This is a genomic window from Nonomuraea sp. NPDC004186, assembly GCF_053603495.1.
Genome location: NZ_JBSGFQ010000025.1, coordinates 114,353 through 125,322, shown reverse-complemented (window position 1 = coordinate 125,322; position 10,970 = coordinate 114,353). Strand labels below are relative to the sequence as shown.

Here is a 10,970-nt window from a genome sequence, read left to right as displayed (position 1 = left end):
GGCGCCGCCAGCGTGGACACCGGCGGGACGTCCACCTGGTTGTCCGGGTTGCCCATCTCCCCCTCGTCCTCCTTCGACGAGGACGACGGCGTCGGGGTCGGCGTCGGCGCGGCCCAGGCCGTCGCGATCGGGCCCGTCGTGAGGCTGAAGAGCAGGGCGAGCCCGGCCGTAAGCACCCCTCTGGTTCTCATGCGGATACCTTTCTGCGCGCACCGGAGGGCCGATGCCCCGGACGGTGCGCGAAATCTTGACTGTTGACTTTGCGTAGCGCCCTTGCCGGTGATCAAGATTGGGAGCCCCGCGTACAAAGAACATCCAAAAGAGCTACAAAGGCCCTCCCACCTTGGACGCTTCGCTCAACGGGGGTCCCGCACGAGGTCCGGCTCAGGGAAACGCGCGGTCATAGTGGTTGAACAATCCGTAATCAAGGCCTCGGGTCGTCGCCTGTCCGGGGCGGCCACGAACGGCTCACGACGGAGTAACCCTCACTGCCGGAGTGGCGTCCCAGCGGAACCACGGCGAGTTCGGTCTCGTGGTCCAGCCGCTCGGTCGCGGCCACGCTCGCTCACGCCGCCGGTGCGGACACGAAGGCGGCCCTGCGGATTCCGGGAGGGAGGGAAAGAGTCCGGCTGCGGATTAAAAGCCGACAGTAATTATCCCGGGCCAGCCACACCGTATTTAAAGCCGTGACCGAGCCGCTCCGTTGCGTAATATTCCGGCCCCTGGCCATGGACTCCGCACGAATCATCGACCTGAACATACGCCGCCGGGACCGGCTCGGTTAAGGGCGTTCCGGTCAACGTGGTGTCCCTATATCCAGCATTATTGGGTGGGGGCGGAGGTCCGGTCTCCTTCGTCGTGTTCGACCAGGATGCTGGCCTGTAAGGCCTGGTCAGGGGCTACTTCAAGCCGCAGCGGGATGAGCCGTACGGCCTTTTGCGCGCTCATCTTGCCCGGCTTCGCACCGATTCCGGTTCGAGTTGAGTGACGACCGTGAGTGCTGTTACCTTCACACGGTGGACGACAGGCGTGCACGGGCGGAGATAATCGAGGACTTTGCGGCGACGCTGCGGGAGTTACGCAACGCGGTCGGCAACCCACCATTCCGTGAGATGTCCGGCCGGTCAGGGGCGATTTCTCACACGACGTTGCATGAAGCCACGAAGGGTAACCGGCTCCCGAGTTGGGAGACCACCGTCGAATTCGTCAAGGTGTGTAACGCGGACCCGGCCGCGTACCGCGAACTCTGGGAGAGGGCGAACCAGGCGGTCAGATCGACGAGCGCCGGGGATCCCGCGATCCGCGTGGACGCCTCGGTGGACGGTCTGTCCGGTGGACTCGCAGTGTCCGCCACAGAGCTTCGGACAATGCAAGCGCCCCGGTTGGTCGGCGAGACCTCGGCATCCGTGCCTACGCCGCGGCCGCCGTCCGACGAGCTCGCGGGCAGCATCCAGCCTCTGCTCCCCGCGCCGAGGAGCAGAGGACGATTACGGCTGACCAGCGCGGCCGCGTTCGCAGCAGTGGCTGTCATCGTGGGGGCAGCGGTCCTCGTCGTGGTCGTCGTCAATCGCGGCTCCGAGCCCGTGGGAAACAGCCCGGACCCGACCGGCAGCCCATCGATCGCCGCGCTGTCCCCAGCCGATTGCCCGGTGCGTTCGACCAACCCGCCTTGGTCCCCGCCGTTGTACAAGGGCGATGCGGCCGCGTTCATCGAGGACGTCACGCTGGCCGACTGCACGCGCGTCGGTCCCGGCAAGACCATGACCAAGGTATGGCGGCTCAAGAACGCCGGGACCGTGCCGTGGAAGGGATATTCGCTGCGGCGCCTCGACCCCACGCAGCAGGCTGACCATTGCCAGACCATCTCCGACGTGCCGATCAAGGACACGCAACCTGGCGAGACGGTCGACATCCGGACCGACATCACCACGCCCAAGAAGCCGGGCTTGTGCTACGTGCGATTCAAGATGGTGGACGCTTCGGGAGCGGTCGTGTTCCCCGGAAGCCGGCCGATCAACTTCCAGATCATCGTCGACGGACTCTGATTCCCCGACGTGCGTGGCACGCCGGGGAACCGGAGTCGGACGGTCTCAGGGGAGTCAGGAGCCGAGAACGATCCCTGTGTAGTAGTTCTGGAGGATCCTGGAGTAGCTCCAGCCCGCTCTGGCCTTATCGCGAGAGCCGTACTGCGACATCCAGTCGCCGTCGACCCAATTTCCGCACGCCGTCGTCGTGGAGCAGTACTGGGCTCGGAAGATCTTCCCGCTGCGGGTCAGCCGGGTGCCCCAGGTCGCGTCCACCGCGGCGCTCGTCACCGCCTTCGCGGAGCCGGGCTTGTACACCTGACTCGACGTGTGGTCGTAGACGTCGAAGCACCGGCCGTCTGCCGTCTTGCGGTTGGAGTGCAGCGCCCAGTACCAGCCGAAGTTCTTCACGGCCATCGCCCCGGCCTTGAGGGACTCGCTCGGCCAGCTCGACACCCACTCGTTGGGCAGGACGTTCTTGACGTAGGTCTTGAACTCCACCCGCTCCACGCGATCGAGGGACTTCCGGTACACGAGGATCGTCGTGGGCAGCTTGGTGTCCGTGCCGTCGGTCTTGCACCCGGTCGGCGTCGGCGTTGTGGAGCTCAGGAACTGGTGCGAGGCGTTCTGGTTCTTGAGGGTGGCGTTCAGGTTGCCCTTGGCGCCTGCGGCGAAGTCCTGGTAGGTGCCGGTGTGGCCGCTGTTGAAGTAGACGCGGACGGTTTTGCTGCTGCGGTTCCAGACGGAGGCGGCGGCGTTCTTGATGCATTTGCCCTTGCCCTCGCCAGGGCCCTTGAAGTCGTAGCAGGTGGGCTGGGTGGTGGCGTAGTCGTCGATCGATCCGGTGAAGTCGGAGAGCGATCCCTGGTTGTTGCTGTTGAAGTAGTAGCAGAATTCGCCGGTGTCACAGACACCGTCGCGGCTTGCGGCCGAGGCGGGCGATGCGGTGGCGAGGACCGTCCCGCCGAGCGCCATCACGGCGGTCGCCGCGGCCGCGAGCCGCGAGATCAGCCGGACAGTTCGTAAAGGCACAGTTGTCTTCCTCATCTTGTCGGTGGCCGCGAAGCGTTATCGGACGGTGTAGCCCTGGGAGTTCCAGAACGAGGTCGGGTTCGGGTTCTCCAGGTGCGGGTCGCCGACGCTCTTGGCCGCACGCGTGACCCGTCCGGGGCGCATCTCGACGTGGGTGTGCGCGGATGAACGGCTCGACACTCCATGCCACGACTCGGTGGCGATGATCTGGCCGCGGCTGACCTGCTGGCCCACGCGCAGGGAGGACGACGGAGCGGAGTGCAGGTAGATCACCGTCTTGTTCGATGCGGCGTTGTAGACGGCGATCGTGGAAAGTCCCGCCCTGCCGGTGGATCCGCGTACGACGTTGATGACCTGGCCCGCCACCAGGTTGTACACGTTCGAGCCCAGGCCGCGGGCGATGTCGATGCCTTCGTGCCGGCCGGAGGTGGAGGTGTAACCGTCGAAGCCGCAGGTGATCGTGCCGCTGGCCTTGTAGAGCGAGGTCGACATGTTGCTGCGCGACGGCGACGACGACGGGCTGAACTGGTGCGAGGCGTTCTGGTTCTTGAGGGTGGCGTTCAGGTTGCCCTTGGCGCCTGCGGCGAAGTCCTGGTAGGTGCCGGTGTGGCCGCTGTTGAAGTAGACGCGGACGGTTTTGCTGCTGCGGTTCCAGACGGAGGCGGCGGCGTTCTTGATGCATTTGCCCTTGCCCTCGCCGGGGCCCTTGAAGTCGTAGCAGGTGGGCTGGGTGGTGGCGTAGTCGTCGATCGATCCGGTGAAGTCGGAGACCGACCCTTGGTTGTTGCTGTTGAAGTAGTAGCAGAATTCGCCGGTATCGCAGACGCCGTCGCGGTTCGCGGCCGAGGCGGGCGATGCGGTGGCGAGGACCGTCCCGCTGAGTGCCATCGCTGCGGTCGTCGCGGTGAGGATCCTGGCGAGCGTTCTCATGTGCTGTTCCTTTTCTATGTGCGGAGTCTGGGTTTCGGATGGAGGAGTCAGCGGCGCTGGTACTCCTCCCAGGTACGGATGGTCACCTTCGGGCCGTCGTCCGGGCCGCGGCCGGCGAGCCCGTTCAGGCCGAGGTAGTAGTCACCGATCTGGTGCTGGGCCTGGCCGGAGAGGCTGGTGTCGTTGATGGCGGTGGCGTGGATGTGCCACGGCCAGTCGTCCTGCTGGGGGTTACGCAGCCATGCGGCGAAGCCGACGAGGCGCAACGCGCGGACGGTCGCCGTGCGGGTGGCGGAGTTCATCCCCTTGACCGAGATGTCGACGACGCCCCCGCCGTCGTGGGTGCCCGCGGATGTGGGGTCGCCGCCGGGGTTGTACGAGCCCTGATCCAGCTTGAGGTCGCGACCGAGCAGCCGCTTGGCCTCCGCCAGCATGTTTCGTGTGCGAGCGTTGATGACGAAACCGCCGGTGGAAACCCGGGCGCCCGGGTCGATGACGTCGGTGACCTTGAAGCGGCCGGCACCGAGCTTGGTGAGCGACGTCTTGCCTGGCAGGCCGTTGGCGTCGAGACCACTGAGGCCGAGCGACTTCTGGTACTTCGCGTAGGCGGTGACCGTCGTGGAGCCGAAGTAGCCGTCCACCCACTTCGCGTCGAGAAAGCGTCCGTCACGCAGCGCCTGCTCGACGAGGAGCACGCTGGCCTTGGCGCCCGGAGTCAGCGTGCTGTCGGGCCGCCGCGGGTCGATCTGGGCCGCCTTGACGGTGGCTTCCATGTTCACGTTCGGAAGGGCCTCAGCGTCAGCCGTCTGGGTCGCCGCCGACGCCTCGTACACTCCTGTCAGCGAAGTGAACAGGACGGCCGCCATGAGGGCGGCGGCGCGTGAGGGCAGCTTCATCGTTACTCCTGGTTCAGGGGCTGGGGCGAATCCGGTCTGGCGGGATCCAACGTTTCGGTTCGCTCGCGTGTCCGGTAGAAGATCGGTGTTGTCAGCCTGTTCGACGGGCATTTCCGTACGGGCGTACGCGCCGTTTGACAGGTGATCCGATGGCGAGAAAGGCCAGCTCAGGCCGGGCTGTAAGGCGGTAGATGGGCTCACGTACGGCCGAGATTGTCTGAGGCGGCCACTTACGCGGGCGGCTCGGTTCCCGAACGCTCCGCGGGTCCCGTTGCCGCCCGCCCAGAGCCTTCGGCCGCTCGGAGAAGTCCCCCGACCTGCCCGCTACCGCCGGTATTTGCTGGGCATAGGGTGGGCGCCATGGGGCTGCAATTCGTTCAGGTGAATTTCAAGGCTCGGGATGACTCGGCGCTCGGCCGGTTCTGGGCGGAGGCGCTCGGCTGGGGTGTTTCCAGCGAGGGACCCGGTGTGACCAACGTCGAGCCCATCGGCTTCGTCTGGCCGGACCCCACCGCCGTCTGCGTCGATGTCGTCACCGTCCCGGACCCCGAATCGGTGAAGTACCGCGTGCACATCGATCTCGCCACCACCTCTGCGGCCCATCAGGCGGAGTTGGTCGCGCGCCTGAAGGAGCTCGGTGCGACACCCGCCGATGTGGGCCAGGGTGACGTCCCGTGGACGGTGCTGGCCGACCCGGAGGGCAACGTGTTCTGCGTGCTGGAGCCTCGGGAGATCTACCGGGACACCGGGCCGATCGCCGCGGTGGTGGTCGACTGCGCGGACCCGCGGGCCATGGCCCGGTTCTGGGGCGAGGCGATGGACTGGACCGTGCACGAGGTGACCGACGATCACGCGCGGTTGCGCTCCGCCAAGGGTGTCGGGCCGTATCTTGAGTTCCTCCGCACAGCGCCCGGTGCGAAGACCGTGTGGAACCGCGTCCATCTCGACCTGCTGCCGTACCGCGGTGAGGATCAGGCGGCGGAGGTGGCCCGGCTGCAGACCCTCGGCGCGACGCTCGCCGACGTCGGCCAGGGCGACGTCCCGTGGATCGTCCTCGCCGACCCGGAGGGCAACGAGTTCTGCGTCCTCCGTCCGGCGGCAGCCTGACGCGATGCCTGTGTGTCGGAGAGCGGCAAGCCGCTCGACGTAATCGCGTCGGAGACCGGCCGGCTCTCAGGACGACACTCCGTAGCGGGTGGCGAGCGCGGTGGCGCGGTTACGCAGGGAGTCGCGCAACCACTGCGGGGACAGGGCTTCCGCGTTCGTGCTGAGCTGCCACACCGCCCACTCGGCGTGTCTCGAATCCTGGAAGGCCACCTCCATCCGCAGCCAGCCGTCCGAGTCGGCCTCCTCGGCGCGAACGGCCAGCGCGGTGCCCAGCAGGTCCTCCCGCCGCGCCGGATTCACCCGTAGCAGCACGATGACCTGGTCGCCGCCGGCCCGAAACCGCGTGCTGCGTTCCTGCCAGGCCCGGTCCAGATCGACCCGGTCCGGTCGCTGCGCGGGTTCGGCGAGTTCCTGGGCGGCCAGGACCCGGGACAGCCGGTAGGTGCGGTCCTCGCCAGACCTCGTGGCCAACAGGTAGCCCTGGTCGCGTACCGTGACCAGGCCGATCGGGTCCACCGTGCGCCACTTCGGGCTCTGGTCCACAGCCGCGTAGTGGATGCGCAGCTTGTGCCCGGCGAGCACCGCGCGCCGGACCTCGGCCACCACGGTGTCAGGCACCTCCTCGGCGACCAGCCGACGCGAGAGGAGGTCGGTCTCCGGGTCGATGAGCAACCGCTCGGCCGCGCCGGCCGCGGTGTCCCGATAGCTCTCGGGCAGCGCGTCAACCACCTTGAGCATCGCCGAAGCGAGCGCCGAGCCGAGGCCGAACGCCTGCGCGCCGCGCCGCGATCCGGCGATCAGCAGGGCAAGGGCCTCGTCGTGGTTCAGTCCGGTGAGCTCGGTACGGAAACCGGGCAACAACGCGAAACCGCCGTGCCGGCCGCGTTCGGCGTAGACCGGGACGCCGGCCGAGGACAGCGCCTCGATGTCGCGCAGCACGGTGCGGGTGGATACCTCCAGCTCGCGGGCCAGCGCGACCGCGGACAGCCGACCGTGCTGCCGCAGCAGCAGCACCAGCGAGACCAACCGGTCGGCACGCACACGGAAACATTACAAGCAATACACGACACAGGATGTCGTGATTTGTTGGGAGGCTCATCAGCGCGACCAAGAAGATGACGCGATCTACGTGCATCAATCGAATGGAGCTGATGTGGCAATGGAGCGAACGGCGGTCAACCCGTGGGCGTGGTCGGTGGAGATGGGCTACAACCAGGGTGAGATCGTCTCCGGGCACACCCGGACCCTGTACTGCTCCGGGCAGACCGCGATGAGCGGCGAAGGCAAGCCCCAGCATGCCGAGGACATGGCGGCGCAGCTGGCGCTGAGCCTCGACAACCTGGAGGCCGTGCTCGGCGAGGCCGGCATGTCCCTCGCGAACCTCGTCCGGCTCAACGTCTACACCACCGACGTCGATCGGCTCTTCGAGCACTACGGCGTGCTGGCGTCGCGGTTGGGCGCCGCCGGGGTGGCGCCGTCCACCACGATGCTCGGGGTGACGCGGCTGGCGATCCCCGACCTGATGGTCGAGCTTGAGGGGACCGCCGTCGCGTGATGGGGCTCGCCGCCTCCGGCAGGGCCGCACTGGCGGAGGCGGCACGAGCTGGTAGGCAGGTGGGTGATTTCCGGTGCTCAGAATGGTGACAATCGGCGTGTACGGCTTCGACGGCGAGTCCTTCCTGCAACGACTGCGGCAGGCGGACGTCCGCCTGCTGCTCGACGTACGCCAGCGCCGCGGTGTCCGCGGACCCGAGTACGCCTGGGCGAACTCGCTCCGGCTGCAGGCGGCCCTCGCCCATGCCGGGATCACCTACGAGCACCACCTTGAGCTCGCCCCGACCACCGAGTTACGCCGGCTCCAGTACGCCGAGGACGACCGCCAGGGGGTCGGCAAGCGCTCGCGCCGAGAGCTCGCCGCCGAGTACACCCGCCGCTACATCACCGAGATCCTCGACCGCGCCGACCTCACGCCGATCGTGTCGGCGCTGCCGAGCAGCGGGACCGCGGCGCTGCTCTGTGTCGAGCGCGACGCCGAGGCCTGCCACCGCTCGTTGATCGCCCAGCGGCTGACCGAGCAGCACAGCGTCACGATCGAGCACCTGCGCCCGTTGTGACGCGTGCAGCGCGGGAGCGCCCGTACGATCATGACGCCGCGGAGTGGCTCACCTGCGCGGCGACGTCTCCGTCCGCGATCCACGCGCAGCCGCTGGCCGGGCTTCCGGCGAAGGCGATGACCGTGTCCAGCTTGTCACGGGTACGGGTCAACGCGGCGATCTGGGCATCGATGCGATCACGCTCGGCGGCCAGCCGGGCACGTGATTCGGGGGTGCTGACCTTGGCATCGACGCAGGGCAGCAGCTCGGCGATGGTCCGGCTGGACAGGCCGGCGGAGTAGAGCATCTGGATCAGCTGAACGCGGTCGGCCGCCGACTCGGGATAGTGACGCTGCCCGGAGCCGCTCCGGCCCGCCTCCAGCAGCCCCTGCTCCTCGTAGTAACGCAAGGCCCGTACGCTGACGCCCGACCGCGCCGCCAACTCGCCGATACGCATCGTGACCTCCATCACAACCCTTGCCTCTGACGTCAACGTCAGGTTTTAGCCTATCCGGTATGCAGATCAACGGAGCACATGTGCTGGTCACCGGCGCCAACCGGGGCCTGGGCCGGCAATTCGTCCTTTCCCTCCTCGACCGCGGCGCCGGCAAGGTGTACGCCACCGCCCGCCGTCCCGACCTCATCGACGTACCAGGAGTCATCCCGCTGCCCCTGGACATCACAGACCCGGCGTCGGTCGCCGCCGCGGCCGCCGCCGCATCGGACGTCAAGATCGTCATCAACAACGCGGGCATCTCCACCGGCGCGAACCTCGTCACCGGCGACCTCGACACGATCCGCCGCGAGATGGACACCCACTTCTACGGCACCCTCAACGTGATCCGCGCCTTCGCGCCCCAACTGGCCGACGGCGCGATCCTCAACGTCCTGTCGGCGATCTCGTGGCTCGCCTTCAACGGCGCGGGCGCCTACCACGCGGCCAAGGCCGCCGAGTGGGCGCTCACCAACAGCGTCCGCCTGGAGCTGGCCGACCAGCGCACTCTGGTGACGGGCCTGCACCTCGGCGCCGCGGACACCGACATGATGGCCTGGTACGACGGCGACAAGACCGCCCCCGAGACGATCGTCGCGGCAGCCCTCGACGGCATCGAGGCGCACCGGTCAGAGGTGCTCGCCGACGCCTGGAGCCACCAGGTGAAGGCGTGGCTGTCCGAGGACCCGAGCGTCATCTACCGGGAAGCCGCGGCCGCCCTCACGGCGTGACCCGTGGTGAGCTGATTCGCTCCAGCTCATGTCGGTAGGCGTCGAGGACGAGGCCGTGAAAATGGTGGACCGCGTGCTCGGACAACCCGGACTCCTGGGGGTTGTAGACGATCTTCCCCTGGGTGAAGGCAGGAGTGCGCATCCCGCGCTGGACGCTCTCCACCAAGGCGATGTCCTCCACCTGGAGAACCTCGTCGATGTAGCGGATGCCGTCCAGCTCGGCCTCGTTCGGCTCCGCGGTCTCCAGATAGAAGTCCCAGATCTCGCGAGTGCGTTCCGGGCCGTCAGGGACGATCTGCAGCACCATGAAGTTTCCGCGGCCGGGATAGCGCAGCAGGCAGGTGTTGGGCCACAGCCACCAGACCGCGTGCTCGGTGACGGTCGCCCCCGACACGTCGTAGGCGGTGTTCTCCGCTTTCCCCGCCTGGGCCATATGGCTGGAGTAGATCCCGTACGTGGTGACCTTGTAGGTGCTCATGTCGACCAGGGACACGAAGTCCTTGTGGGCCACGTGGCAGTGGTAGCACTCCAGGAAGTTGTCGACGACGTTCTTCCAGTTGGAGGCGATGTCGTAAGTGAGCCGGCGGGCGAGGGTCAGCTTGGCCACGTCCGGCGCCCGCGCTTCGATCTCCGCCCCCAGCCCTCCGGCCTGCTCCGGCAGCGGGGTCGCCCCGGAGTCGAGGTTGACGTAGACCATGCCGCCGAACTCGGCAACCTGGATCTGATCCAGGCACACCGCAGAGGGGTCGAAGCCCGGCATGGCACCGGTGTTGCGTGCTCGCCTCAGCCGGCCGGTCAGGTCGAAGTTCCAGGCGTGGTACGGGCACACGATGCTGCGCCGGACGCCGGAACCGGACAGTAGCTCGTGCGCCCGATGCTTGCACACGTTGTAGAACGCCCGCAGCGTGCCGGCCTCGTCCCGGACGGCGACGATCGGCATGCCGGCCACCGTGCCCGTCACGTAGCTGCCTGCCTCCCGCAGCTTCTCCACATGGCACAGCCACTGCCACGTACGCGCGAAGATCGCCCGCTGGTCGACGTCGAACCACTTCACATCGGTGTAGGCATCGGCATGCAAGGACATCGACAGCGCGGGATCGGGGTCGTATCCGGCCGAAATATGGTCGATTTCGGAGGCTGAGTCCGGGGCCACCGTACCTCCAATGCAGGCACCAAATGAGAGCCTAATGATCCTTCCGATGAGGATTCAAGGCTCCCAGCCCCGCAACGCCGACATCGTCGCGCCGGTCACGTATGCGACCTCATTGCAGGCCGACGGAGCCGACAACAGCCACCCGATCACGACGAGCGGCCGGGGACACCTAACAAGATCGCGCCTCCAGGAGCGGCAGGCCCGCCGCGTACCGCCGGAAGAAGCCGGCGGTCGGGGTGCCCGCCGTCGCGACGGCAGCACATCGAGCGCGTCCACCACCCGCTGGAGGTCAGACGGGTGCAGGCCCGAGACGGGCTCGTCGAGAACGACGAGGCCGGCCCTGCGGCTCGCCGCACCGCGTTGGATCGCGGACGCCAGCTTCAGCCGCTGCGCCTCGCCGCCGGACAGCTCTGTGGCAGGGCGGCCTCCACGCTCGTCCCGAGCGCGCCGAGCAGGCTGCTCTTGCCGCTGCCGCTCACCCCGGTGAAGGCGACAAGCTGCCCTTGGGGAT

Annotated in this window: 12 protein-coding genes and 1 pseudogene; 5 read left to right on the top strand and 8 right to left on the bottom strand. The window is 67.6% G+C overall.

What is annotated here, in order from left to right; translation table 11 throughout:
* Window positions 1–191, bottom strand: a pseudogene (locus tag ACWEPL_RS21770) (hypothetical protein); the annotation flags it as partial.
* A gap of 825 nt (window positions 192–1,016) precedes the next feature.
* Here ACWEPL_RS21770 and ACWEPL_RS21765 point away from each other — a divergent pair.
* Window positions 1,017–2,045 (top strand): NBR1-Ig-like domain-containing protein, encoded by a 1,029-nt coding sequence (locus ACWEPL_RS21765; protein ID WP_363983821.1) that lies wholly within the window; start codon window positions 1,017–1,019, stop codon window positions 2,043–2,045.
* A gap of 54 nt (window positions 2,046–2,099) precedes the next feature.
* On the opposite strand, the gene ACWEPL_RS21760 is transcribed toward ACWEPL_RS21765, so the two are convergent.
* The 3 genes from ACWEPL_RS21760 to ACWEPL_RS21750 are packed head-to-tail and all read right to left on the bottom strand — an operon-like array spanning window position 2,100 to window position 4,882.
* On the bottom strand, window positions 2,100–3,056 hold the full coding sequence (locus ACWEPL_RS21760) for a SpoIID/LytB domain-containing protein (RefSeq protein WP_452437259.1): 957 nt from the start codon (window positions 3,054–3,056) through the stop codon (window positions 2,100–2,102).
* Between the two features lie 36 nt (window positions 3,057–3,092).
* Window positions 3,093–3,986, bottom strand: coding sequence for a peptidase inhibitor family I36 protein (locus tag ACWEPL_RS21755; RefSeq protein WP_363983825.1), 894 nt, complete (start codon window positions 3,984–3,986; stop codon window positions 3,093–3,095).
* 47 nt (window positions 3,987–4,033) lie between these two features.
* Complete coding sequence (locus ACWEPL_RS21750; protein WP_363983827.1) at window positions 4,034–4,882, bottom strand: peptidoglycan-binding domain-containing protein; 849 nt, start codon at window positions 4,880–4,882, stop codon at window positions 4,034–4,036.
* Window positions 4,883–5,242: 360 nt separating this feature from the next.
* Here ACWEPL_RS21750 and ACWEPL_RS21745 point away from each other — a divergent pair, with 360 nt between their 5' ends.
* On the top strand, window positions 5,243–5,989 hold the full coding sequence (locus tag ACWEPL_RS21745) for a VOC family protein (RefSeq protein WP_363984021.1): 747 nt from the start codon (window positions 5,243–5,245) through the stop codon (window positions 5,987–5,989).
* A gap of 66 nt (window positions 5,990–6,055) precedes the next feature.
* Here the strand turns inward: ACWEPL_RS21745 and ACWEPL_RS21740 are convergent, their stop codons facing one another.
* Window positions 6,056–7,030 (bottom strand): helix-turn-helix transcriptional regulator, encoded by a 975-nt coding sequence (locus tag ACWEPL_RS21740; RefSeq protein WP_363983829.1) that lies wholly within the window; start codon window positions 7,028–7,030, stop codon window positions 6,056–6,058.
* 118 nt (window positions 7,031–7,148) lie between these two features.
* Here ACWEPL_RS21740 and ACWEPL_RS21735 point away from each other — a divergent pair, with 118 nt between their 5' ends.
* Window positions 7,149–7,544 (top strand): RidA family protein, encoded by a 396-nt coding sequence (locus ACWEPL_RS21735; protein WP_350737651.1) that lies wholly within the window; start codon window positions 7,149–7,151, stop codon window positions 7,542–7,544.
* Between the two features lie 82 nt (window positions 7,545–7,626).
* Window positions 7,627–8,103 carry a DUF488 family protein, N3 subclade gene (locus tag ACWEPL_RS21730; protein ID WP_452437258.1) on the top strand — a complete coding sequence of 159 codons (477 nt, stop codon included), beginning with the start codon at window positions 7,627–7,629 and terminating at the stop codon, window positions 8,101–8,103.
* A gap of 28 nt (window positions 8,104–8,131) precedes the next feature.
* On the opposite strand, the gene ACWEPL_RS21725 is transcribed toward ACWEPL_RS21730, so the two are convergent.
* The gene (locus ACWEPL_RS21725) at window positions 8,132–8,539 is read right to left on the bottom strand and encodes a MerR family transcriptional regulator (RefSeq protein ID WP_363983833.1); all 408 of its coding nucleotides are present in this window, start codon (window positions 8,537–8,539) and stop codon (window positions 8,132–8,134) included.
* A 59-nt stretch (window positions 8,540–8,598) separates the two neighbouring features.
* Here ACWEPL_RS21725 and ACWEPL_RS21720 point away from each other — a divergent pair, with 59 nt between their 5' ends.
* Window positions 8,599–9,306, top strand: coding sequence for an SDR family oxidoreductase (locus ACWEPL_RS21720; protein WP_363983835.1), 708 nt, complete (start codon window positions 8,599–8,601; stop codon window positions 9,304–9,306).
* On the opposite strand, the gene ACWEPL_RS21715 is transcribed toward ACWEPL_RS21720, so the two are convergent.
* Together ACWEPL_RS21715 and ACWEPL_RS21710 are read right to left on the bottom strand one after the other, a co-directional pair.
* Entirely contained in the window at window positions 9,296–10,459 is a 1,164-nt protein-coding gene (locus tag ACWEPL_RS21715; protein WP_452437257.1) for an aromatic ring-hydroxylating oxygenase subunit alpha, read from the bottom strand. The genes ACWEPL_RS21720 and ACWEPL_RS21715 overlap by 11 nt on opposite strands.
* Before the next feature lie 54 nt (window positions 10,460–10,513).
* Window positions 10,514–10,843 (bottom strand): hypothetical protein, encoded by a 330-nt coding sequence (locus ACWEPL_RS21710; protein WP_452437261.1) that lies wholly within the window; start codon window positions 10,841–10,843, stop codon window positions 10,514–10,516.
* Window positions 10,844–10,970: the final 127 nt, after the last annotated feature.

Bases quoted from the DNA above. Each gene is read 5' to 3' on its own strand.
- ACWEPL_RS21755 (WP_363983825.1), bottom strand. From the start codon at position 3,986: ATGAGAACGCTCGCCAGGATCCTCACCGCGACGACCGCAGCGATGGCA.
- ACWEPL_RS21750 (WP_363983827.1), bottom strand. From the start codon at position 4,882: ATGAAGCTGCCCTCACGCGCCGCCGCCCTCATGGCGGCCGTCCTGTTC.
- ACWEPL_RS21745 (WP_363984021.1), top strand. From the start codon at position 5,243: ATGGGGCTGCAATTCGTTCAGGTGAATTTCAAGGCTCGGGATGACTCG.
- ACWEPL_RS21735 (WP_350737651.1), top strand. From the start codon at position 7,149: ATGGAGCGAACGGCGGTCAACCCGTGGGCGTGGTCGGTGGAGATGGGC.
- ACWEPL_RS21730 (WP_452437258.1), top strand. From the start codon at position 7,627: ATGGTGACAATCGGCGTGTACGGCTTCGACGGCGAGTCCTTCCTGCAA.
- ACWEPL_RS21725 (WP_363983833.1), bottom strand. From the start codon at position 8,539: ATGCGTATCGGCGAGTTGGCGGCGCGGTCGGGCGTCAGCGTACGGGCC.
- ACWEPL_RS21720 (WP_363983835.1), top strand. From the start codon at position 8,599: ATGCAGATCAACGGAGCACATGTGCTGGTCACCGGCGCCAACCGGGGC.